Consider the following 23,909-nt stretch of genomic DNA (forward strand, 5'->3'; position numbering starts at 1 on the left):
CGTGACCCGCGGCACCCTCCGCCCCACCGCCCGCGGCTGGGCGCTGCTCGCGTCCGGAGCCGTCCTGAGCGGCGGGGGTTTCGGTCTGGGCTACCTGGCACCGGGTGCGCTGGGGGCGCTCGCCCTGCCGGCCGTCGCGCTGGCCATGCTCCTCGCCGGCCGGCTCCCCGCCACGCGGGTCGGCCGCCGGATCACGGCGGCGCGGGTCCGCGCCGGCGAGCCCGTGACCGTCATCCTCGACATCGCGACGGGAGGCGGCGCCAGGAGCGCCACGGCCGCCGAGCGCGTCACCGGGGTCGGAGATCCGGTCGTCCTGTCCCTGGGCCGCGCCGGTCCGAGGATCCGTTACGAGCTGACCCCGCAGCGGCGCGGCGTGGTGGAGGCGGGACCGCTCAGCCTGGTCCGCACCGACCCGCTGGGGCTCGCGCGCGCCGTCCGGGCGGCCGACGACGTGCCGGTGCGGCTGCTGGTGCATCCGCGCCACCACCACCTCGCCCATGTGCCCGCCGCCGGCGGCGGGGGCCGGGACACCTCGTCGGCGTCGGTCCGCGCCTCCGAGGGGGCCTTCGCCGGGCTGCGCGAGCACGCGCCCGGCGACGACGTGCGCCAGATCCACTGGCGGACGTCGGCGCGCCGCGGGCGCCTGATGGTCCGCGAGCACGCCGACTCCGCCGGCACGGGCATGACCGTCCTGGTCGATGACCGCTACGGCCCGGACGAACTGGACGCCCTGGTGGAGGTCGCGGCGTCGATCGTGCGCTCCGGCCCGGACGTCCCGGTCGAGCTGCGGCTCGCGGGCGGCGTGCGCTCCGCCGCGGCCGCGGGCGTCACCGGCCACCTGGACGTGCTCGCCGAGGCGGCGGCCCGGCCCGGCGCGGACTTCGCGGGCGCCTGCGCGGGGCTGCGCTCGGCGCCGACGGGACGCGCGATCGTGCTGCTGTCCACGAGGGCGGCGGACGAGGACGCCGCCGCCGCGATGCGGTCGCTCGCGTCGCGGCACACCGTCTCGCTGGTCGGACTGGTCGGCCCCGGCGACGCGGGCGGCGGCCTGGCGCCGCCCGCCGGGGTGCGGCTCCTGTGCGCCGCCGATCCGGCCGGCTTCGCCGCGCGGTGGAACGAGAGCCGGTGGTGGGCGCGGTGACCCGGATCCGGACCGTGCTCTCGTCCGCCGCCGTCGCGGTGGCCGCCGCCGCGTCGGCGCCGCTGCTGGCGGTGGGCTACGACCGGCCCCTCCCCGCGTTCGCCGTGCTGGCGGTCACCGCCGCCCTCGGCGTCGCGGTGACGTCGGCGGCCTACCGGATGCTGCGCGGGCTCGGGCCCGCCGCGATCCCGGCGGGCCTGCCCGTGGCCGCGGTCTGGCTGGTCGCCCTCGCGTCCTGGGCTCCCGGGCCGGTCAAGGGCCCGGTGCCGGCCGCCGTGGACGCGGTGCTGCACTCCGGCGCCCGCATCCTGACGACCTCGCCGCAGGCCCCGGTGACCGTGGACCTGCTGGCGTTCCCGGTGGCGGCGGTCTGGCTGGCCGCGGCCATCGCGACGGTCTTGTGCCGGGACGGCCGCGTCCTGCCCGCGCTGCTGCCCGGTGCGCTCCTCCTGTGCGGGGCCGCAGCGCTCAACCCGCAGGCGGCCGGGCCCGGCTACTGGTCGGCCGCCCTGCTCGCCGCCGGCGCCGCGGTGCTCCTGGTCTCCGCGCCGCGGGCCCGCCCGGACACCGCGAGTGCCGGGTTCACCGTGCGCATGCCGGACCTGGCGGACCTTGCGGACCTGGCGGACCTGGCGGACACGGCGTCCGCGTCTGCCCGTCGCCGTCCGCGCCCGCGCGTCGGCGCGGTCGTCGCGGCGGTGGCCTGCGCGGTGGTCCTGCCCGGCGCGGTCGCCGCCGTCGGCGGGTCCGGCGTGCTGGAGAACTGGCCGGTCAAGGCGGCCGATCCCCGCAGGGCCGCGGAGACCCCCGAGGCGCCGACCGAGGAACGCAACCCCCTGTCCTACCTGTCGGCGTGGTCCGCCGATCCCGGCAGGCCGCTGATGGAGGTGTCAGGACCGAGGACGCAACTGCGGTGGGCCGTCCTCACCGAGTTCACCGGGCCGACCTGGCTGCCCGACAGCACCTACCTTCCCAGCGGGGCGAACCTGCTGCCTCCCGCCGAGCTGCCGCCGAAGACGCTGCGGACGAAGGTGCGCGTCTCGGTCGGCGCGCTGCCGGGCGGCTGGGTGCCGGCCCCCGGCATCCCGACCCGGGTGGACGGCCTCGCGGTCGAGCAGGACGCGGACTCCGGCGCGCTCCTGTCCTCCGACGGGCCGGTGGCCGGGCGGAGGTACTCCGTGACGGGCGACGTCCCGGAATGGAGCGCGATGCGGACGGCCGACGCGGTGACCGCCTCCGGCGAGGAGGACCAGCGCTACCTCCGGTTGCCGCCCGGTGCGCCGCCGAAGCTGGCGGAGATCGCCCAGCGGGCCGCGGGGGACGGCAACGCGCACCAGCGCGCGTCCCGTCTCGCCGAGTACCTGCGCGACTCCTACACCTTCAGGCCGGGCGCCCCGGGCGGGCACGGTTACGCCGAGCTCGCGAAACTGCTGGTCGCCCCGGGCCGCAGGGGCGGGGGCGCGACGTCGGAGCAGTTCGCCAGCGCGTTCGCGGTGCTGGCGAGGGCGGCCGGGCTGCCGAGCCGGGTCGCGGTCGGGTTCGGTCCGGGAAGCGGCGACCGCGACCGCGTGGTCCGCACCGGCGACGCGGTGGCGTGGGGCGAGATCTACTTCCGGGACCTGGGGTGGGTGCCCTACGACCCGAACCCGCGCGAGCGTTCGCCCGCCTCCGCGCAGGCCCCTTCCCCGAAGCCGACCGAAGAGGAGGGTCCGCGGCCCGACGAGCCCGATGCCCGCGACGCCGGCGGCAAGGGCGGCGCGGGCGGCGGCGGGAGCCGGGGGGCGGGCGCCGGCGAGGGGATCCTGCTCGTCCTTCCCGCGCTGGCACTGCTGGCCTTCCTGCTCGGGGTCCCGCTGCTGGGCGTGATCCGGATCCGCCGGCTGCACCGGGGCGCCGCTCCCGACCGGGTCAGGGCGGCCTGGACCGAGCTGATGGTGGCGGTGCGCGTCGCGGGCCTGCCCGTGCCCGCGTCCGCGACCCCCGTCGAGATGTCGGCGCGGCTCGCGCGGGAACTGCCGCGCGCCGACCCCGAACGGCTGCGCAGGGTGGGCGGACTGGTGAACGCCGCCCGCTACGGCGGCTCGGTCACCCCGGAGGACGCGGCGTTCACGGTCGCGGAGGTCCGCACCGTGGTCGCCGCGCTCCGCCGCTCCCGGCCGATCCCGCGCCGCCTGCTCTGGTGGTGGGACCCGCGCGCGCCGCTGTGGGCGGCTCAGCCCGCCCGCTTGCCGCGGTGAGTGCAGACGGGCTGGGCGTAGGCGACCCGCTCGACGTCCAGCACGGCGACGACCGTCAGGCAGTACTCCACGCTCGGGTTGAGAGCGAGGATCTGGGCCTTCGCCGTCCCCGCGGGCACGTTGGCCATGGTGGACGGCGTGCGCCCCACCGGGCCGCCGACCACGTAGTACGCGGCCCTGCCGCCGGTGGCGTCCCTCCAGCTGATCTCGATCGAGACCCGGCTGTCGACGATCCGCACCTGGCTCGGCGCGTACCTGGTCTCCGGCCGCACCACCGTCGGGCTGGACGTGGGCGCCGGCGGCTCTGAGCCGGGCGCCTGCGAGGTGGGAGCGGGCGCCGAAGGCGCGGGCGCGGACGGGGACGCCGGAGGCGGATCCGTGCGGCGCCGCTCGGCCGTCCCCGAGCCCGACAGAAGGGAGACCGCGGCGAACACGACCAGGGCGAGCACGAACGCCACCAGGGCCAGCAGCGCGATCCCGCGACGACGCGGTCCCGCGGGCGCCGCCTGCTGCTGCGGCGTGAATGGCCCCTGCTGTTCCGCGAAGGGCATCTGCTGCTCAGCGTAGGGCGGCGGTTGTTCCGCGTAGGGCGCTTGCGGTTCCGCGTAGGGCGGTTGCTGTTCCCCGTGGGGTGTCTGCTGCCCCGCGAACGGCGTGTGCGGCTGAACGAAGGGCGCCTGCTGGTCCACGTGGGGCGCTTGCTGTTCCCCGAAGGGCGCATACGGCTCTGCGTAGAGTGCCTGCTGGTCGGCGTAGAGCTGCGGTTCCTGTCCTGCGAACGGCGCATGCTGGTCGCCGTAGGGCGCCTGCGGTCGCGTGTAGACCGCGTCCGGTTCCGCGAAGGCCACCGGCTGGTCGGCGAAGGTCACCTGCTGGTCCGGGACCGGGACTTGCTGTTCGGTGACCGGCGCTTGCTGTTCGGTGTACGTCGCCTGAGGTTCCGCGAAAGTCACAGGCTGGTCCGCGAAGGTCACAGGCTGGTCCGCGAAGGTCACAGGCGCGTCCGCGAGCGGTGCCTGCTGCTCTGCGGCCGGGACCTGCTGGTCTTCGGGCCAGACCTGCTGGTCGGTGTACGTCTCCTGGGGTTCCGCGAAGGTCACAGGCTCGTCCGCGGGGGGTGCCTGCTGTTCCGGGAGAGGGACCGGCACCGGATCGGGTTCCGGGGCCGCCTCCTCCTGCGGGCTCTTCTCCTGGACGTCCTGCGCGGGAGCGGCGCGCAGCCCTTCCTCCAGCGCCTCGGTGAACGCCCGCACCGTCGGGTACCGGTCGGCGGGATCGCTCGCGAGCGCCTTCGCGAGGGCGTCGCCGAGCCACTCCGGCACGTCGTCGCGCGGTACCCGAGGGGCAGATTCGTCCGGGTCGCGTTGCCCGTCGGAGGCGAAGGGAGCCCGCCCGGCCAGCAGGCTCCAGAGGGTGGCGCCGAGCCCGTACACGTCGGCCTGCACGGTCTGCGGCTGCCCCCGCAGCGCCTCCGGAGCGGCGAACCCGGGGTGGACGCGCTCCCGGGCGACCGGCCCCAGCACACCCGGTGAGGGATGCGCGGCCAGTCCCCGTGCGGTGGCCGAACCGGTGAGCAGCGGCCCCGCCTCGCCACGCAGGATCCGGCCCGGGCGGACGTCGCCGTGGACCAGTCCCTCGTCGTGCAGCGCCTGCAAGGCCCGGCCCGTGGAGACGGCGGTCCCGACCGCGTCCGCGACCGGCAGGGACTCCGGCGAGTGCGCGTCGCCGGGGCAGTACTCGGACGCCGTGTACATCTGCCCGGTGGTGGCGCGGCCGCTCCGCAGCACGCTCACCAGGTGATCGCCGCGGGAGGCGCGTTCGAGGGCGGAGAGCTCCTCCGCCGGGGTCTCGGAACCGTCGAGCCGCACCCTGACGGCGACCGCGGCGCCGGACTCCTCGTGCTCGGCGCGGTAGGTCACCGAGCCGGTGCCGCGATGGACGATCGACAGCCCGCCGTACCCGGGGATCAGGCTCGACGAGTCGCCGCGGGAGCCGACCCGCAGCTCGGGCGGGGGACCGTCGGACGGCCAGGTGAACATCGTCCCGGCGGGGACCGGCGCCGACTCGGCGGCGCCGAGCAGCTCCAGCAGCTCCGCCAGCGTCAGCGGCCTGGCGGTCGCGATCACTTCCGGGGCGAAGACGTCGCCGCGCTCGGTGTAGAAGCCGTGCACGATCACGGTGTGGCCGGTCGCCGCCAGCCGGTCGGCCAGGAACGGGACACCGGCGTCGGGAAGGTCCTCGTCGAAGTCCGGAGCGAACAGGAACGCCGCCGGGGCACGGACCCTGCCGCTCTTGGAAAGGTCGCGGAGCCCGCTGGCGGAGGCGGCGTCGAACACGGCCGGGAAGCGCCCGGTGTCGCGCAGCCTTCGTGAGAGGTCCGGGTGCCCTGCCACGATGAGGTTCGGTGCGGCGACCATCACATCAGGTTCAGGCCGGGATGGTCGGACATCGGCACAGGGACCCTCCTCGCTGACAGGTCGAGTGTAGTGCCCATCCCTTCTAGACGTCCGGGTGTGTCCTCATTGCGCAACCCGTCCCGGCCCCCGATCCGCGGACGGGTCCGCCCTCTCACCAGACGATGGCCGAATTGTCGCCGTCCTCGCCGCCCGCCTCGACCGCGTCGGGGGTCGAGGCGCTCTCGACCGGTTTGCCGGCGTGCATCTTCTGGATCATCGCCTCCGCCGCCGCCTTGCCCCGCGCGATGGCGTCCCGGTCCCTGCGCTTCCACCAGGGGGTCAGCCACATCTCGACGGGACGGGCGGTGCCGGCGACGACGGCGGCGCGGCCGAAGGGCATGGTCCGCAGCTCCTCGGGGGTGAGGATCTGCTTCCCGTCGTGCTTGCCGACGAGATCGGAGAGGTCGGAGAGGTCCTTGGCCGTGCCGGAGCCACCCGAGATGATCTTGACTGTGGCGTTGTCCCACAGGGACGCGGCGCCGTCCGAGCCCCACACCCTGCGGGCCTCCGCCAGCGACGTCAGGTAGACGTGCAGGCTGATGGAGTAGCCGCCGGACTCTCCCATGTAGGTGGCCAGGCCGCCGAGGGGGCAGATGTCGGCCACCTGGTTCAGCTCGAACGTCAGCGGCGGGTCGAGGCGGCCGGACGGGTTCCTCATCGCCGTGCCGCGCGCGCTGCGGAAGTACTGCTCGATGATGGTCGTGACGATGGGGGCGATGCCTCCCCAGTCGCTCTGCTTCTTGGAGACGAAGTACAGGGTGTTCCGGCCCTGGAGGAACTGCTTGAAGTCGAACTCCTCCCCGGGGTCCGGCGTGCAGTCGTCCAGCACCTCGGGCTGCGAGAAGCACGACATCACCTGGATCACTCCGGACCACGCGTGCTCGTCCCGCATCGTGAACTCCAGCGCCCCCGGATATCCGGGGGCGGTCCGACCCTCGCGCTCGCCCTGGCGCAGGATCTCCAGCGCCTCCTGACCGTCGGCCTCGTAGACCCAGCGCATCACCTCGCGGAAGTTGAGCCTGCCGATCGCCCCGGCGTGCAGCAGGCAGCGGATGATGGTGATGATGCCGCTGAGCGCCTTGCCCCCTTCGTGTCCGATGTCGAAACCGCTCGACTGGACGAGCGTCCCCGACCGGACCGCGCACACGTTCGGGTCCTCGCACCCCTGCAGCGGCGACCAGCGCATCCGGTTCGGCCAGCCGGTCCAGTTGTACGGGTCGAAGACGTACACCTCGCCGTACTGCGCGCGCACCATGGCGGTGTTGATGAACGTCTCCCGGCGGCTGGACGTGACGATGCACGGGCCGGGCGCGTCGATGGTGAACGGCGTGACGAAGTGCACGTCCTTCCCCTGGCGCGGCGCCGCGACGACGATCGCGGTGTCCTCCAGGGACGCGTACAGCTTCCGCCGGGACCTGATGTCCCGTCCGATGTAGAACCCGACGTCCTCGGGCTTCACCGACCGCTTGGGAACGCTCTGGGTGGACGGCCGGACCTGCGCGGCCTTGCTCTGGACGGTCCGGGCGCTCAGCAGCTGGCGGACCTCCCAGCCGGAGGCGAATCCCAGCCGCAGCCGGCGGAACGTCCGGTGGCGCCGCCAGTTCAGCAGGAGCCGGGCCAGGAAGAAGGCGACGACGGCCGCCACCAGGAGCAGCACGGCGAGCAGCATGAAGAAGACGGGGGTCGACCCTACGGCCGCTGCGGCCGCTGGCGGCCACGCCCTGCTCGGATCGGTGGGATGGCGCACGAGGTTGAAGGTGACGTGCAGGCAGTCCGTCGGGCTGGAGTCCGGCCATCCACCGCCCGAGAGGACGCCGGACAGCTGGCCCGCCAGCCATGTCAGGAAACTGCTGGCCCCACCCATCAGCGCGCACACCAGGCCGATACCGATGAAGACCACGTAGACGTCATCGTCGTCGTTACCGGCCATGGAGTCTCCTCAATCGTGATGTTCCGGATCGTCGGCGGGTCATGCCGTGGTGACCCCCGAGACCCGCCAGTCGTTCTCGTCGCCGCGGGTCAGGGTGACGAAGGCGATCGCGCGGGTGGGCGTGCCCTTCCAGCCGTCCCTGCCGACGGGGGTGACGGCGACCTCCCATTGGCGGTGGGCGGTCCGGGCGTTGTCGGGGGGTGCGCCGTCCTCGGGCGTCTGGGGCGTCAGGCGGACCCGGGCGTAGGCGCGGTGGTCGCGCCAGAGCGAGGGCACCGTTCCGGTCGGCTGGGCCTCCGCCCGCGCGGCGTACTCGGGGGTCAGGTAGGGCCGGGCCCGCTGGTAGGCGTCGCTCTGGCCGCGGTCGATCGCCGCGTCGACCGTCCACATCGTCTGGACGGCGGCGCGCGACACGGCGGTCGCGTCCCGCCGGTCGACGGTCTTCGGGTCGGGGAGGCCGCGGGGCGTCCCGGTCGGCGCGGGCGGAGGCGAGGGCACGGCGGCCGGCGGGGACGTGGCGGTGCCGCCCGTCCTCTCCCGCTGCGGCTCCCGATGCGGCAGCCCGCACCCCGAGGCGAGCAGCAGGCCGGTGACGGCCAGGACGGCGGGCCGGAAACGGCGCCGGGCCGACGACTGACGATGAGGCCTTCGCATCATGCCCTCGCCGTCTTCGGTGCCGAGAAACGGACTCCGCCGCTGAATTCACCCTCGTTCATAGGGCCGATCTGCACGACGGTTCCCGTGTACGGCGCATGGAGCATCTGGTTTCCGCCGACGTAGATTCCGACGTGGTGCGGATCGGCGTCGCCGGGCTTGGTGAAGAAGACCAGATCACCGGGTTGGAGATTTCCGCGGCTCACCTTCGTGCCGCGGGAGTCCCTGATCTGGTTTCCGGTGTAGTGCCCCAGCTCGATCTTTCCGCCGGTCGCGTGGTACACCGCGTACAATGTCAGGCCCGAGCAGTCGAAGCCCCCGCCCGTGGGGCCGTTGATATTGCCGCCGCCCCATACATAGGGGGTCTTCAACCAGCGCTTGGCATAGGCGATGATGCTCTGCCCGAGTTCTGACGGGGCGCCGCCGCCGAACGAGGCGCATGACATTCCGGCATTGTTCGCCTCGCCGAGGGAGAAGCCGTTGCCCGCGTACCGTTCGGCCCACGACAGCACCAGATCCACGTAGTCCCAGGAGTGGTTGTAGGCGTAGATCGCCTTCCTGGTCTGGGCGGGCGCGCCGCTGGCGTGCAGGTAGTTCGCGGCGCTGAAGATCGCGTCAGACGGGTCGTAGCGGCTCTTCCTGCCGTCGGGTCGGCCGAGATCGCCCTTCTCGCTGATCGTGGGGCCGTCGACGGCGTAGGCGTCGAAGGTGGCCTGGAGGAACTGCATCGGACCGCCCGCACCGGCGTAGTTGGCCCCCGAGTGGACGCCGGGAAGGGGGGAACGGCCGTGGTCGGTCTCCACCTTTCCGATTCCGGCGAGAACGTACCAAGGAATGCCCCACTTCGGCTCGGCGGCTTTGTAGAGCTTGACGTAGTTGGAGGGAATGCTGGTCGCCGGGGCCTTGGCCGCGGCGGCGACGTTCTCCACGTTTCCGGAGCCGAACGGCCCGACGGCCGGACCGCGTTCGTAAGCCGCCGGGATCGCGGTCGGGCCCCCGCTCGGAGAGCTCGGCTTGGGTGCCGGGCTCAGCAGGTCCGGGCCGTCGGGGTTCGCGGGCCCGCACACATTGGTGATGCCGAACGAGGAGACCTTCTGGATCGCCACGGCCATCACCCCGGCCATGAGACCGAGAATGGCGACGGTCCCGAGGCAGCCCGTCCTGAGGACGAACTTCCCCAGGCTGAACGTCACCATCGGAGATCATTCCTGGAACAGTTGATGATGTGGCCTTCCAAGATCGGCAGTGGCGCCGCCGCTCCTCCCGCCAGGGGGTGGAACGCCGGACGGCCACCGTCGGCGTGCTCTCCGGGGCATGCCCCGTCCTGCCGGGACCCGCCGACCAAGACCGTGCGGTCAACGCGCGGTGATGCAAGGTGCGACCTGCCGGCCGCGTCCGGCGAGCGGGCGTCGCGGAGCCGTGCGGGCGGCGGGTTGCCGGCGGCGGGCCTTCGCGGACGGTCGCTTCCAAGGGGCGACCTCCGCCGGCGCGGAGGCGGCCCGAGCCACAGCAGTACCAGCGCAAGCCAGGGCAGAACCAGAGCAGAGCCGCTCGCGACTTTTCCGGAGGTGGCACCCGTGGTGCGGGCAACGACGAACGACGCCCGGCAGTACGGGGCGGTCGGCCCTGAGGCTCCGCCGAGTATGCCGGGACCGTCGGCGTACACGGCTCAGCAGGCGCGGCCCCAGAGCGAGGGCTTCGCCGCGCAGGCGGTCATACCCGCCGAGCAGGGTCCCTTGCCGAGGAGCGCGCTCGGTCTGGTCACCTATAATGGACAAGCCCCCGGGCTCTGGCTCTCCTCATGTCATGGGGGAGCCGGTGCCTCCACACTTGCCGCTCTCATCGCCAACAGCGTGAGCGCGGGACGTTACTGGCCGACGCCCGCACCCGCGGGCCGGTCCCAGGTACTGCTGGTCGCCAGAAGCCACGCGGCCGGACTGTGCGCCGCTCAGGCGGCCGTGGCCCAGTGGGCCGCGGGCGGCCTTCCGAGCGTGCAGCTGGTCGGCCTGGCGGTGGTGGCCGATGCCCCCGGGAAGCGACCGAAACCGCTTGCCGACCTCCTGCGCCTGATCGCCGGCGGTGTGCCCCAACTGTGGGACCTGCCCTGGGTGGAGGCGTTCCGCCTCGGCGATCCTCCGGACAGTGTCCGGCTCCCCTCCGCGTACGCACGTCTGGTCCGCGACATGAGCGGTCCGGTTCCCGTGTGACCGCGCCAGAGTTACCGATCTCCGGGGCTTGACGATTACTGCGGCCCCCGGACCGTTCAGTACGAATACAGAACCGTGCTCGGAAGGTGTCTCGCCGGTCCAGCCCTGACCGGCGGCGCCCCCTTCCGGGAGGGCTCATCGAGCAAGCGCGCGGCTGTCGTGCCGTGACGCGCCGGTGAGCCCCGGCCGAACCGCCGTCCGCTTGCGCACGGCCGGCCAGAACTCTCGATCGCATCATCTCGGAGGACGCGCATGCTCGACGCGACGATCACGTGGACGGCCCACCTGTTCGGCCATGCGGCAGCCCTCGCCAAGGACATCCCGAATCCCGGGCAGGGCGAGGCGCCGCCGTTCGCGGACAAGATCGAAAAGCTGCTCGGCTGGGCGGCCTGGGGCGGTCTGCTCGCCTGTGTGGCGGGCTTCGTCATCATCGGCGCCCGGATGGGCATCCAGCACAGGAAGGGTGAGGGGGGAAGCCACCTCGGAAGCATGTTCATCGTGGGATTCGGCTGCCTGCTCATCGTGAGCGCGGGACTGATCGTCAGAAACCTCGCCTCTTGATGGCGGCGCCCTCACACCTCGGCGCGGCACGCGAGAAGGGCCGCGCGAGCCGGGCGCCCGTGCGCCGGCGCGTGCCCTTCCTGGCCGCCGCGTTCCTCGTGCTGGGCGCCGCCCTGCTCGCGATCAGCCTCCTTCCCGCTCGCACGCCCGAGATCGTCCTGGACGGCCAGCGCGGCGCGGGGTCGTTGGAACACTCCCAGACGGCCGGGCCGCTCGCCGGCGGCCCGGCGCGGCTCGCGGTCGAGGCCGCCCCGGCCGTCCAGGGACCGGGCCGGGCGAGCACGGTGGGCCTCGCGGCGCTGGCGGCCCCGGTCGACTGGGGCAAGACCGACGACATCGAGACCATCGACACCGATCCCGGCGCCAAGCTCCAGTTCGACCCGGCGACCGGCCGGATCAGGGTGTGCAGCACCGAAGGCGGCCACCTCGCCCGCGGCTACGCCATCGTCGACGGGAAGGAGGTGGCCAGTGTCCACGCGGACGACAAAGGCAAATGCGATGAGATCGAGATCCCCGGCTACAAGCGCACCACGGACGGGAAGTACCAGTTCAAGGTCTGCCTCCGCAGAAGCGACTCGGAGCCGGACGGGTACTGCAACACCAGCAACAGTGCTCAGTGGCCGAAAGCCGACAAGAAGAACGACTCCTGCTGGGATCTGAAGTCCGAGGACGAGAAGATCGACTGCGTCGGGGGAGTGGAGGAGTACTGCAGCCAGAAGCAGCACGGCAGCGGGATGTTCCCGAAGCAGTGCAAGAAAGATAACTCCGACAAGAAGACGACGGCACTCAAGCCTCCCACCGGAAGAAAGCCGGATATCAACGCCAGACCCGACGCGTCGCTGCCGCGCGGCCACGCGAAGGGGGTCGGCAGCGTCACCGAACCGGTGGAGCCCTTGCTGCGCTGGCTGCTCTGGACCGCTCTGGCGGGCTGCGTGCTGGGTTTCATCCTCGCCGGCGGGACCATGGCGCTCAAGCACAAGAGGGGCGAGTTCGGAGCGCAGGCCGTCGGCCTGGGATGGGTGATGATCGCATGCGTCATGGCGGGTTCGGGATTGGCCCTCGCCTTCGTCAGCCTTCTGGTCGATCCCTTCTGAGAAGAAAGCCCATCGTGCGTGAGTCGATCGACTTCGTGTTCCCTGCCATGTCCCGTCCTGGTGGTTCCTGATGGATGACCTTCTTGACGAGGCTTGGGCGTGGCTCGTCAACAAGCTGCTGGACTGGGCGCTGTCGAGCTTTCAGACGTTCCTCACCTGGTGGATGAGCGACAGCGCCTACAGCGTGTCGTTGACAGGTGAGAGAGGCGGAGTGCTGTACATGCTCCGCGAGTACACCAACTGGTTGACCGCCGCGATGGCGTTCGCCGGCTTCCTCGTCGCGGCCTTCCGAATAGCGGTCCAACGCAAGGGCGAACCGTTCCGGCAGGCGATGTCCCAGTTCGTGGAACTGGCCGTCATCATCCTGACGCTGGCCACGCTGGTCAATCTGCTGAACATCGCCGGGGACAGGTTCTCCCAGTGGATCGTCGAGGGCATGGGGCCGAAGGACGACGCCTGGATCGACAACTGGAAGAACGGCATCAGCCTGCTCGGGGACGACAAGAGCGACACGTCCTTCATCCTCGCCTTCTTCGCCCTCGCCGCGGCGCTCTCGTCGGCGATCCAGTTCGTGCTGATGCTCTTCCGGAGCGGGGCCCTGATCATCCTGGTCGGGATCATGCCGACCCTCGCCGCGGCGAGGTTCAGCGCCTACGGGAACGCCGCCTACCGGCAGGGCCTCGCCCTGCTGGCCGCCCTGATCGTGGTCAAGCCGGTCATCGCGGTGATCGACGGCGGGGCCCTGGCGCTGATGGCGTCCAAGTTCGAGGCCGACCGCCTCTTCGGCCTGGCCCTCGCGGGCGGGTCGGTGTTCGCCATGCCGATGACCTTGCGCGCCATCATGCCCGCGGCCACGGAAGGCCTCGGCTTCTTCGGCATCCGCCACGTCGGCCACTTCACGTACGGCGGCACCGCGATGGCCATGCGCAGGCAGGCGACGGGCTTCTTCACTGGCCTGATGGGCGGCCCCGGCGGCAGCGGGCCGGGTCCGAAGCCGGGCCCCAGCTCGGGCGGCGGCGGCGGTTGGGGCTGGGGCGGTAGAGGCGGTTCGGGCGGCGGTTCCGGCGGCGGCGTACCGACCGCTGGGCCGAGCAACGGCCCGGTCGGCGGGCCCGGCGGCGGCCCCGGCGGCGGCGGACCGAACGGCGGACCGGGTGGACCGGGTGGACCGGGTGGTCCGACCGGCGGTCCGAGCGGCGGTCCGAGCGGCGGTCCGAGCGGCGGTCCGAGCGGCGGTCCGGGCGGTCCGGGTGGTGGTCCAGGCAGTGATTCAGGTGGTCCGGGCGGCGGCGGAGGAGCGCCGGGACCCTCGGGAGCCGACCCGTCTTCCAGCGTTCCCGCATACGACGTCCCGGCATACGACGTCCCCCCGTACGACGTTCCCGACCCTGACTTCTCCTCCATCGGAGGCAACGGCAGCGAGATGCCCAGCTACCGGCCCCCCGATTCCGGTTCTCCTTCGGGCGGGTCCGGTTCTCCTTCGGGAGGGAGCACCGGGCGGACGCCTCCTTCCGGGGGCCGGGGCCCGGGCGGCAGCGGCGGAAACACGGGTAATCCAAGTGGCAGCATCTAGGCCCGAACGAACGAGGAGGAGCCGACGTGGCGTCCGACTACCGTGAACCCACGTACGGGAACTGGCGGAAGCCGGTCTCCCCGGGGATCGGTCGGCTGGGACTGGCCGGCACGCTGATCCTCATGGTCGGGTTGATCCTCATCACCCTGATCGCGACGGTGTCGCTGGTGGTGAGCCTGGCCGGCGCCGTCGTGCTGGGCCTGGTGATGCTGCCGCTGGTCATCCAGGACGCGCACGGGCGGACGGCCCTCCAGGCGCTCACGGCGCGGGTGACCTGGTGGTCGGGCCGCGCCCAGGGGTGGCACCTCTACCGTTCGGGACCGCTGAGCGTCGTCCCGCACGGCTCGTGCCGGCTTCCGGGGCTGCTCGCCCAGTCCCGGCTGGTGGAGGGCCGAGACTCCTACGGGCGCCCGTTCGCCCTGGTCGTGATCCCGTCCACGAAGCACTACACCGTGGTGTTCGAGTGCAACGCCGAGGGCGCGGCGCTGGTCGACCAGAGCCAGGTCGACACGTGGGTCTCCCACTGGGGGCAGTGGATGGCCTCGCTCAGCTACGAGCCGGGCCTGGTCGCCGCGAGCGTGACCATCGAGACGGCCCCCGACACCGGGACCCGCCTTCGCGAGGAGATCTACGCCAACACCGACCCGAACGCGCCCGAGCTGGCCCGGCGGGCGCTGGACGAGATCGTCTGGAACTACCCGGTGGGCAGCGCGCGGGTCTCCACCCGCATCGCGGTGACCTACGCGGCCCTCCCGCAGCTCGGGGGCAAGCGCCGCGACCAGGACGCCATGGTGCGGGAGATCGGGATGCGCATCCCCGGGCTGGTCTCCGGGCTGTCGATGACCGGCGCGGGATCCGCTCGCGCGCTGACCGCGAAGGAACTCACCCGCGCCGTGCGGATCGCCTACGACCCGGAGGCGCAGACGGTCCTGGAGTCCGCCGAGGACCAGGAGACGCGCTGGGAGGACGCCGGGCCGGTCGCGGCGCAGGAGTCGTGGGACCACTACGTCCACGACAGCGGCTGCTCCATCACGTGGGGCATGTCGGAGGCGCCGCGGGGCGAGGTGCTGTCCAACGTGATGACCGGGCTGGTGGCCCCGCACCACGACATCGCCCGCAAGCGCGTCACCTTCCTCTACCGGCCGCACGATCCGGCCTCCGCGGCCCGGATCGTGGAACGCGACCGCCGGGACTCGCGCTTCCGCCTCGACGGCTCCTCCAGCGCCGCCAGGAACGAGATCGACGTCATGAAGAGCGACCAGTCGGCGCTGGAGGAGGCCCGGGGGGCGGGGGTGATCCGGTTCACCGTCCTCGTCACCGCCACCGTCCGCTCGGCCGAGGAGCTTCCGGTCGCGGCGGCCGCCGTCGACACGCTCACGGGCCCCGCGCGGCTGCGGCTGCGGCAGATGTACGGGTCGCAGGCGTCGGCGTTCGCGGCCGCCCTCCCCCTCGGCATCGTCCTTCCCGACCACCTCCAGGTGCCGGCGCTGGTGAGGGAGGCCCTGTGAAGCGTTCCGCGAAGCCGGCCCCTGGCGGCGCGGCCGGGGAGCCCGCCGCCGCCGAGCAGGACGGCGAGAAGGAGAAGAAGGGCGGCAAGAAGGGCGAGAAGAAGGGCAGGCCCGAGCTCAAGCCCGGATTCAGGGGGTTCGCCCGCCGGGGCGGCGGCCGGGCGTCCTACGTGGAGATGCCGTCGGAATGGCGCGGCACCACGGTCCAGGTGTGCGGGCTGTGGCCGTTCGGGGCCGGGTCGGGGACGCCGATGGTGGGGGTGCCGCTCGGCCGGGAGCTCACCACCGGCGCCGCGCTGTGCTGCGACCCGATCTCGTGGTTCCAGCGGGCCAACCTGATCCACAACCCGTCGGCCCTGGTCCTCGGCAAGCCGGGGCTGGGCAAGTCGACGCTGATCCGCAGGATGGTGGTGGGTCTGGTCGGGCAGGGGGTGTTCCCCATGGTGCTCGGCGACCTGAAGCCCGACTACGTCGACCTGGTCCGGGCGATGGGCGGGCAGATCATCAAGCTCGGCCGCGGTCTCGGCTCGCTGAACGTGCTCGACCCCGGCGCGACGGCGGGCGCGGCGGCCCGGCTCCCCGAGGCGGCGCGGACCAAGCTGGTCGCCGACGCGCACGGCCGCCGGCTGAACATGGTCAGCGCGCTGCTCACGCTGCTGCGCGGCGGCCCGATCGCCGACACCGAGCGCACCGTCCTCAACGCGGCGCTGCGGGTGCTGGACGAGCGCCACCCCGGCGTGCCCGTCCTGCCCGACCTCATCAAGGTGATCGACGACGGGCCGGAACGGCTTCGCGCGGTGACCCTGGCGCGCGGCGACGAGGCGCGGTACCGCGCGGCCGTCGACCCGCTGCACGCGTCGCTGCTCGGGGTCCTGGACGGCCCGATGGGCGAGACGTTCGCGCACCAGACCACCACCGCGATCGAGCTGGACAACCCGGGCGGCGTCTGCATCGACATCAGCGGGATCGACGACGCCGACGCCGAGCTCCAGGCCGCCGTGCTGCTGGCCTGCTGGTCGGACGGGTTCGGTTCGATCGAGGCCGCGCACGCGCTGGCCGACGAGGGGCTCGAACCGCAGCGGCACTTCTTCGTCGTCCTCGACGAGCTGTGGCGGGTGCTGCGGTCCGGGCGGGGCCTGGTGGACCGGGTCGACGCCCTCACCCGCCTCAACCGGCAGCGCGGCACCGGGCAGGTGATGATCACGCACACCATGGCCGACCTGCTGTCGCTGAGCGACCGGGCGGACCGGCTGAAGGCCAAGGGATTCGCCGAACGCGCGGGCATGGTGATCTGCGGCGGGCTGCCGCAGGCGGAGATGGCGATGGTGAACGAGGTGGTCCGGATGTCCTCCATCGAGGAGCGCATGATCGTCGACTGGTCGACGCCGCCGTCCTGGAACCCCGAGCTCAAGCAGGACAGCGAGCCCCCGGGGCGCGGCAGGTTCCTGGTCAAGGTCGGCGGACGCCCCGGCATCCCGTTCAAGGTGGAGCTCACGTCCGTCGAGCGGGACGTCAACGACACCAACAAGCGCTGGACCAACTCGACCACGAGGCCGCCCGCCCAGATCCTCTGACCGGCGCGGTCGCCACGGCGCCCGTCCTGCGGCAAGGAGCCGCGGGGCGGGCGCCGTCGTGTCCGCGCCCTCGTGCGCGCTCTCTCCACTCACCAGATGCGTCACGGAGACGCGATCGAAGATCGCCACCGGCGGCGTGGGCGCCGGCGGGCTGTTCGTCCGGCCGACCGTGGTCCTGGACGCGCCGCCGACCGCGCGCGTGCGCCGGGAGGAGATCTTCGGCCCGGTCGCCGTGGTCACGCCCTTCGACACCGAGAACGAGGCCGTGGCGGCCGCCAACGACACCCCGTACGGCCTGAACGCGATGGTGTTCACGGAGGACCTCTCCCGGGCGCACCGGGTGTCGGCGGCCCTGAAGGCCGGCACGGTGCGGACGAACTGCTTCTTCATCCGCGACCTGCGCGCCCCGTTCGGCGGGGTCGGCGACTCCGGCCTCGGCCGCGAAGGCGGCGCCTACAGCCGGGAGTTCTTCACCGAGCCGAAGGCCGTGGTCCTGGCCATCGACCCGAACGGCTGACGCGGCGGGCGACGGCCCCGCCTTCTCAGACGCCGAGCCGCCTCACTGATCTGTCCCGTGAGGTTGGGGACGCGGCTGGCGGGTGGGTGGCCGCCGAGTGCGGTGTGGCCGCGCATCCGTCCCCGGCAAGGCGGTCTGGTGCCGGCATCGGCCGTGCCCTGACGTCCCTCTTCACTGACGAACCCCAATCCAACCGCCAGTAGACACCTTCCCGAACAGCACTTTGACGGAGAGAATTCTGGATCGTTCCATATGTCTACTTTTACACAAAGCCGTGTTCGGCGCGATTGTGCAGGTTCGACAAACCAGCATTGGGTCGCGCCGTTATCTCGTCTGCATGACGAGAGTTCACCTACGCCGCTAACCTGAAAAAGACGCCCCGGCAGAGGGCCTTGTGAGGAAGGCGGATCATGAAACTGGTCATGCTTTACAAAGATCAAGGTTCCGGTGGAAACGGATGTCCGTCCGTCTACCTGGCGGAGAACGGGGACATCGTCGTCCAAGGGCACGCCGTGGACGGCGGCACCTTCGCCGAACTGGCCAACGTGCTGCCGGGCGAGAACGCCGTCCGGATCGCGCCGGACGTCCTCGAGGGCGCGATCGAGCGGCTGCGGGCCGTGAGGGAGGAGCGCTAGGTGGGACGGGTCTTCCACTCACTCGCCGACAAGGAATTCAACCGTCTCTTCAGTGACTTCGCGTACTCCGCTTACCGTCTGGAGTCCCTGCAGAGCTACGACGTCTCCTACGAGCAGGACGAGTTCGCGCTATTCCTAGCCGGTCAGGAGCGTGGGGAATTCCCGGGGATCGCCGACTGGATCGAAGGCAGCGTGCGACCGGCGAAGAAATCCGGAAAGCGCATGCACCGGGTCCATGTCGTCGAGGAACCGCTGTCCGACTACGTCCGGTTCGAGTGTGCCTGGTCGTACGAGCACACCGTGCCGGCCGGAGAAGACGTGCGGATCATCCCGGTACGGCGGGGCGAGTGGCCCGAAGGGCTGCCCCGCTACGACTACTGGCTCTTCGACTCCTGCCGCCTCGTCACCATGCACTACGAAGACGACGGGGCGTTCGCGGCGGCAGAGATCGTCGACGATCCCGAAAAGATCGTCCAAGCGAGCTACTGGCGGGACCTCGCGGTGAGCCGCGCCGTCCCGTACCGGGAGTTCGCCGCCCGGTACGACGGACGGTTCCTGGCCAAGACCGGCTGATGTCCGGCGAGAACCGGACCGCGGCGAACGAGTTCGAGGGGGACGCCGGCACCGTCATCCAGGCGCAGGGTGTCCAGGGTGGTATCCGCATCGGCGGTCGCCGTGAGTTGCCACCGCCGCGGCAATTGCCGATCGACGTCTCCGGTTTCGTCAACAGGGAGGCAGGTCTTCGAGCATTGGACGTCCTGCTCGCGGGCACCAGGGCGGAGGTGGCCGGGCCGGCCGGATCGGCGGGCACGCCTGACACAGGTGTGCCCGCCGTCGTGGTGTCCGCCGTGTCCGGTGCACCGGGCATCGGCAAGACCGCCCTCGCCCTGCACTGGGCGCACCGGTCCAGGTCGCGATTCCCCGACGGCGACCTCTACGTGGACATGCGCGGCTACGGCCCCGGCCGTCCACTGACGGCGGGCGAGGCCCTCGACGGGTTCCTGCGGGCCCTCGGTGCGCCGCCGGAGGCCATCCCCGATGACCCCGGCCAGCGGGCGTCCATCTACCGGACGCTTCTCGACGGCAAGCGCATGCTGATCGTCGTCGACAACGCCGCGTCCCCCTCCGACATCAGGCCCCTGCTCCCGGCGTCGCGCGGGTGCTTCGCACTGATCACCAGCCGAAGTACACTCGCCGGTCTGGCAGCCAGGGAGGGAGCGGCGCGCGTGACCTTGGACGTACTGTCGCCCGACGAGTCCGTCGCCCTGCTCGCGACCGTGCTCGGAACGGACCGGGTCGCGGAAGACCCACCGGCGGCCCTCCGCGTCGCCGAGCTCAGCGGTCACCTCCCGCTGGCCCTGCGCGTCGTCGCCGAGCACGCTGCGGGCAGGCCGGAACTGCCCCTCGCCGGGCTGGTCGCCGAACTGGAGGACGAGCGGCACCGGCTCGACGCCTTGGCGGCCGAAGAAGACGAGCTGAGCGACGTGCGCGCGGCCTTCTCCTGGTCCTACCGCGCCCTGAGCGATCCTCTCCGTCGCGCCTTCCGGCTCCTCGGCCTGCACACCGGCCCCGACATCGGCATCGGCGCCGCCGCTGCGCTGATGGGCGCTGCCCCGGCCGCCGCAGGCCGCCGGCTGCGTGGCCTCACCGCCGCCCACCTGCTCCGTGAGACCTCGAACGACCGCTTCCATCTCCACGACCTGCTGCGCGCCTACGCACGCGAACGCTCGGACTCCGAGGACTCCCAGCGGGATCGCACGCGCGCCGTGCGGCGGATGCTCGCTTGGTACCTCCACACGGCCGATGCCGGACGGCGCCTCATCCTGCCCCACTCCCATGCGGTCCCGCTGGTCCCCGCCGAAGACGTCGATGTGCCCGGGTTCGCCGGTGCGCGGGAGGCGGCCCGGTGGTTCGAGCGCGAGCGGCCCAACGTCCTCGCCGCGCTGCGGCTCGCCGTCGACCTCGGACAGTACGACATCGCCTGGAAGCTGCCCGTGGTAACTGACGGCTTCTTCGAACTCGGCTCGTACTGGTCCGACTGGGAGAACGTGCACAGGCTCGGGCTGCGTGCGGCGCAAGACCTCGGCGACGCCCTCGGCGAGGCTTCCAATCTCTTCTGCCTCGGTGACGCGGGCTGGCGCGGCGGCCGGTACGACGAGGCGCTCACCTACTACCGACGGGCGGTCGAACTGAGCCAAGAACTCGGCGACGCGTGGCTCGAGGGCTTCGCATCGCGCGGCATCGGTCTGATCCATGAGGAGCGCCACGAGATCGGGGAGGCGGCCGACCACTTCCGGTCGGCGTTGCGGGTCTTCCGGGAGAACGGGGTACGGCGCGGCGAGGGCATGGCGCTGCTGAGTCTCGGCCGCTGCGCCGCCGAGACCGGGGACCGGCGGGAAGCCGTCGACCTCTGCGAACGAGCCCTCGCCGTCTTCGCCGAACTGGGCGACGACTGGAGCGAAGCATGGGGCACGCTGTCGCTCGCCTCCGCCCTGATCACCCTGGAACGTGCACCGGAGGCCGAACCGCGGCTGCGGCGGGCGGCCGACGTCTTCGAGCGTTTCGGTGATCGCCGCAGCACGGCGATGGCACTGGTCTCGCACGGTGATGCGCTGCTCGCCATGGACGACGCCTCCGGCGCCGCCGCCCGCTGGCGCGAGGCCGCCGGAATCTACGATGAACTCGGCGACGACCGAGCGGAGGAACTACGCGCACGGGTCCGGAGCCTTGAGCGAGGGCAGACCGATGACCCTTGACGCGACCATCCGCAGCGGCACCCGACCCCTCGCCGAACAGTCCTTCGCCGCGATCTGCGACGTGCACGACGCGGTCTTCGCACAGCCGCCCTTCGCATGGGTGCCGCGGATGTCGGCGGAGAACGCCGACTACCTGCGGCGGCTCATGGACGATCCGACCTTCGGGCTCGTGCTGGCCGAGCACCGTGGCCTCATCGGCTATGCCTTCGGTCACCGCCTGCCGGCCGACCACGGTTGGTGGAACGACTTCACAGAGCCGCTTCCCGACGCCCTCACGGCTGAATGGGACGGGCGTACCTTCGCCCTGATCAGTCTCGCTCTGCTGCCACCGTGGCGTGGCCTTGGAATCGGCCGGCGCCTCCTCAACGAACTACTGGCAGGACGGGACGAAGAGCGCGCCATCCTGTCAATGCAACCGACCGCTGTCGCCACCCAGGACTTCTACCTTCATCTCGGATGGCGCAAAGTGGGACGCAAAGGCCCCCTGGACGGCGTCGTCCCGCCCTACTGGGACATCTTCCTCTCGACCGTCCCCCCGCCTTCGCATCGACAGTGAGGCGCCCGCCAGCACCACGAGGATCCGCGTGGCAGCTTCCGCCCCCTACTCCCGGAGAAAGTCGTACCTACGCGCGACGGCAAGCCCTAGATGTTCTGTCCTGTGAGGTTGGGGACGCGGCAGGCGGGTGGGTGGCCGCCGAGTGCGGTGTGGCCGCGGTGCACAGTGACTGTAGGTGTGGAGCCATTGCGGGAGTGCTCGGCGGCGTTCGGCTTCGCTGGTGTAGGGCTGGTTGTAGGCCCATTCGTCGGTCAGGGTGCGGGTAGGGTCGGCCGAACGGCGAGGTGCCAGCCCGTAGGGCTGGTCCTTTTCCGTTCGGCCTCCCTCCGAACCGGGCGGACCCGTTTCCGAGTACCCGGCTCTCCAGCGATCTACTGCGTGAGCGGTGTTGCAGAGTGCCCGTGGATAAGGTCGTGGCAGTTCCCGCAGACCACGAGGGCCTTCCTGCGGATCTTGGCCATGGCCGTGGCCCAGGCGGGCTGCGGCTGTCCGGCCCTTCCGAGGTCGGCGAGTTGGCGGACGTGGTGCACTTGGATATCGTCCGTTCGCTCGCAGAGCTCGCATCGCCCTTTCAGCAGCCGGGTGACCAGCTGCCGGTTGGGATAGACGGGGCCGGTGTGCTGGCGGTCGGTGAGGACCGCGTTCTTCTGCCGCTTCAGGGGGATGCCGCCGAACCAGGCGACCAGCGGTTTCCTGCCCTCGCGCTCGACCTTGGCCTCGAACCGCGTGCGCAGCCCGTGCGGTGTCTCGACCTTCGCCTTGTGACGGGCAGCGGTCTTCGTCACCGTCGAGCGGTGCTTCCTGGCCAGGGTGTGGAGCATGGAGGTCTCCATGACCCAACGCAGCCGGTGCAGTCGGAAGACGTCACTGGCGAGCAGGTAGTACTGGACGATGCCCCGGTACTCGGCCCCGAATCTGGCGACGATGTTGTAGTCGCTCTCGTTGACCATCGGATTCCGGCACGCGGGTTTTCCGCGTGACAAGTACGGGGCGGACTTGGCCTTGACCACCGAAGCGGGAACGTGCAGGACGACCGTCCCGTTGAGCGACCGGCGGTTGCGCCCGTCGCTCTTGGACGGTCTTCGTGTCCTGGTCGCGCTGCTCGCGACGGCGATCTCATAGCCGAGGAACCTGGCCCGCTGGGTGCGGGCATGGGTGATCAGTGTCTTGTCTGGCGAGAGCTCCAGCTTGAGGTCGTCACGCAGGAACTCCGTCAGACGCTGCTTGATCTGTTCGGCTTCGGCCTTGGGCCCGGCGAACCCGAGCAGGGTGTCGTCGGCGTATCGGCAGTACCTCAGTCTCCGGTAGCCGGGATCACGGGAGTCCTGGCTGGGGAGGCTGTGGAGCCGCCGATAGAGGTCCCGCACTTGTGTGCGGTCGCCTTTGCGGCGGGCTCTGACGATCGCTCCCTCCACTGCCCGGTACTCCGGGTTGCGTGCCCGGAGCTTTCCCAGAGTGAACTCGGGGATCAGAGTCTTCTCGATGAAGACGTCCAACTTGTGCAGGTAGATGTTCGACAGGATCGGGGACGCGATGCCGCCCTGCGGGACTCCGCTGAGCGTTGCGTTCCAGGTCCAGTCCTCCAGATACCCGGCTGTCAGCATGTTGCGCAGCAGCCGCAGGAACCGGTTGTCGTGGATCTTCTCGGCCAGGATCCCGACCATCACCTGATGATCGAGCGATCCGAAGCAGTCGGAGATGTCCCCCTCGACGAACCATGTGGTTCCGGTCCAGGTGTTGGCCACCTCGCGCAGTGCGGTGTGGCAGCCTCGGCCGGGCCGGAACCCGTGGGACCGGTCGGAGAACGTCGGCTCGTAGTAGGCCTCCAGCAGGAGGCGGACCACCTCGCCGACGAGCTTGTCCGACCAGGTCGGCATGCCCAACGGGCGCGTCTTTCCGTTCCTCTTCGGGATGTGCGTCCGCCGGACCGGCCGGAACCGGTAGCGCTCGTGGCGCATCGCGGTGACGATCCGGTCGATCCTCTTCGTCGACATGCCGTCCGCGGTCTCCCGCGTGACCCCCGGCGTCATCGCGCCCTTGTTGGCGTAGATGCGGCCGTAGGCCAACAGATACAACTGCGGGTTGAACATCTGCCGATACAGCTCTTCCAGCGGCAGGCCGCGCCTGCCGCGCTCACGCAGGACACCCAGCACCGTTTCGGCGCTCTGCATTACGCATACCTCCCGACTCTCGGTGTCCCGATCACCTGGCCCCCTTCGCCCTGCGGACGGCTTTCCCGTCCTCCTTGGCCGGTCGTGACTCCGGCGACTACTACGAGGCCTCCGTCACCCTGGGGCTCGCGCCCGGTAGGCGATCCCACGTTCGTCACGGTCGTACGTATCAGCGTGATTTAGGCGTCCCGTTCGTCTCCTTCAACACCCTCACTGGGCGTCGCTCCTGGCCCCGAAGGTTGCGAATTCGTTCTTCAACCCACGTCGCAGGGCCGGCACCGGTTTCAGTCGCCTTTCCGGTGGATGTGAACTTCCATCTTCTGGATACTGGGATTCAGG

At 71.5% G+C, this 23,909-nt stretch carries 18 protein-coding genes and 1 pseudogene; 13 read left to right on the forward strand and 6 right to left on the reverse strand.

Annotated features, from left to right (window positions below; genetic code table 11):
* The first annotated feature begins 1 nt into the window (after position 1).
* Positions 2-1,141 carry a DUF58 domain-containing protein gene (locus ACQEU6_RS31635; protein WP_499336688.1) on the forward strand — a complete coding sequence of 380 codons (1,140 nt, stop codon included), beginning with the start codon at positions 2-4 and terminating at the stop codon, positions 1,139-1,141.
* Positions 1,126-3,378, forward strand: coding sequence for a transglutaminase TgpA family protein (locus ACQEU6_RS31640; protein ID WP_499336689.1), 2,253 nt, complete (start codon positions 1,126-1,128; stop codon positions 3,376-3,378). The genes ACQEU6_RS31635 and ACQEU6_RS31640 overlap by 16 nt, the downstream gene beginning before the upstream one ends.
* Here ACQEU6_RS31640 and ACQEU6_RS31645 read toward each other — a convergent pair.
* From ACQEU6_RS31645 to ACQEU6_RS31660, 4 genes are all read right to left on the reverse strand, one after another.
* On the reverse strand, positions 3,354-5,795 hold the full coding sequence (locus ACQEU6_RS31645) for a serine/threonine protein kinase (protein ID WP_499336690.1): 2,442 nt from the start codon (positions 5,793-5,795) through the stop codon (positions 3,354-3,356). The genes ACQEU6_RS31640 and ACQEU6_RS31645 overlap by 25 nt on opposite strands.
* A 151-nt stretch (positions 5,796-5,946) precedes the next feature.
* Complete coding sequence (locus ACQEU6_RS31650; protein WP_499336691.1) at positions 5,947-7,764, reverse strand: type IV secretory system conjugative DNA transfer family protein; 1,818 nt, start codon at positions 7,762-7,764, stop codon at positions 5,947-5,949.
* A gap of 39 nt (positions 7,765-7,803) precedes the next feature.
* Complete coding sequence (locus ACQEU6_RS31655; RefSeq protein WP_499336692.1) at positions 7,804-8,421, reverse strand: hypothetical protein; 618 nt, start codon at positions 8,419-8,421, stop codon at positions 7,804-7,806.
* On the reverse strand, positions 8,418-9,614 hold the full coding sequence (locus ACQEU6_RS31660) for a C40 family peptidase (protein ID WP_499336693.1): 1,197 nt from the start codon (positions 9,612-9,614) through the stop codon (positions 8,418-8,420). The genes ACQEU6_RS31655 and ACQEU6_RS31660 overlap by 4 nt, the downstream gene beginning before the upstream one ends.
* A gap of 447 nt (positions 9,615-10,061) precedes the next feature.
* On the opposite strand from ACQEU6_RS31660, the gene ACQEU6_RS31665 reads away from it, so the two are divergent.
* The 11 genes from ACQEU6_RS31665 (at position 10,062) to ACQEU6_RS31715 (ending at position 21,399) form a co-directional block, all read left to right on the forward strand.
* Positions 10,062-10,625: a DUF6668 family protein gene (locus ACQEU6_RS31665; protein ID WP_499340403.1), complete on the forward strand. Its 564-nt coding sequence runs from the start codon at positions 10,062-10,064 to the stop codon at positions 10,623-10,625.
* A 252-nt stretch (positions 10,626-10,877) separates the two neighbouring features.
* Entirely contained in the window at positions 10,878-11,186 is a 309-nt protein-coding gene (locus tag ACQEU6_RS31670; RefSeq protein WP_499336694.1) for a hypothetical protein, read from the forward strand.
* Positions 11,186-12,280 carry a hypothetical protein gene (locus ACQEU6_RS31675; RefSeq protein WP_499336695.1) on the forward strand — a complete coding sequence of 365 codons (1,095 nt, stop codon included), beginning with the start codon at positions 11,186-11,188 and terminating at the stop codon, positions 12,278-12,280. The genes ACQEU6_RS31670 and ACQEU6_RS31675 overlap by 1 nt, the downstream gene beginning before the upstream one ends.
* Before the next feature lie 70 nt (positions 12,281-12,350).
* Positions 12,351-13,853 (forward strand): hypothetical protein, encoded by a 1,503-nt coding sequence (locus tag ACQEU6_RS31680; RefSeq protein WP_499336696.1) that lies wholly within the window; start codon positions 12,351-12,353, stop codon positions 13,851-13,853.
* 26 nt (positions 13,854-13,879) lie between these two features.
* Positions 13,880-15,361, forward strand: a complete 1,482-nt coding sequence (locus tag ACQEU6_RS31685) for an SCO6880 family protein (RefSeq protein ID WP_499336697.1) — start codon at positions 13,880-13,882, stop codon at positions 15,359-15,361.
* On the forward strand, positions 15,358-16,935 hold the full coding sequence (locus ACQEU6_RS31690; protein ID WP_499336698.1) for a putative type IV secretion/conjugal transfer ATPase: 1,578 nt from the start codon (positions 15,358-15,360) through the stop codon (positions 16,933-16,935). Before ACQEU6_RS31685 ends, ACQEU6_RS31690 begins: the two co-directional genes overlap by 4 nt.
* Before the next feature lie 58 nt (positions 16,936-16,993).
* Positions 16,994-17,452, forward strand: coding sequence for an aldehyde dehydrogenase family protein (locus ACQEU6_RS31695; RefSeq protein ID WP_499336699.1), 459 nt, complete (start codon positions 16,994-16,996; stop codon positions 17,450-17,452).
* Positions 17,453-17,862: 410 nt separating this feature from the next.
* Positions 17,863-18,087, forward strand: coding sequence for a hypothetical protein (locus ACQEU6_RS31700; protein WP_499336701.1), 225 nt, complete (start codon positions 17,863-17,865; stop codon positions 18,085-18,087).
* Positions 18,088-18,660, forward strand: coding sequence for a DUF6879 family protein (locus ACQEU6_RS31705; protein WP_499336703.1), 573 nt, complete (start codon positions 18,088-18,090; stop codon positions 18,658-18,660).
* A complete protein-coding gene (locus tag ACQEU6_RS31710; RefSeq protein WP_499336705.1) occupies positions 18,660-20,843 on the forward strand; it encodes an ATP-binding protein in 2,184 nt (727 codons plus the stop codon). The genes ACQEU6_RS31705 and ACQEU6_RS31710 overlap by 1 nt, the downstream gene beginning before the upstream one ends.
* The gene (locus tag ACQEU6_RS31715) at positions 20,833-21,399 is read left to right on the forward strand and encodes a GNAT family N-acetyltransferase (RefSeq protein ID WP_499336707.1); all 567 of its coding nucleotides are present in this window, start codon (positions 20,833-20,835) and stop codon (positions 21,397-21,399) included. The genes ACQEU6_RS31710 and ACQEU6_RS31715 overlap by 11 nt, the downstream gene beginning before the upstream one ends.
* Positions 21,400-21,485: 86 nt before the next feature.
* Here the strand turns inward: ACQEU6_RS31715 and ACQEU6_RS31720 are convergent.
* A pseudogene (locus ACQEU6_RS31720) lies at positions 21,486-21,660 on the reverse strand (IS481 family transposase); the annotation flags it as partial.
* A gap of 110 nt (positions 21,661-21,770) precedes the next feature.
* Complete coding sequence (locus tag ACQEU6_RS31725; protein WP_499330630.1) at positions 21,771-23,570, reverse strand: reverse transcriptase/maturase family protein; 1,800 nt, start codon at positions 23,568-23,570, stop codon at positions 21,771-21,773.
* Positions 23,571-23,909: the final 339 nt, after the last annotated feature.

The sequence above is a fragment of the Spirillospora sp. CA-108201 genome, from assembly GCF_050936235.1.
Lineage (GTDB): Bacteria > Actinomycetota > Actinomycetes > Streptosporangiales > Streptosporangiaceae > Spirillospora.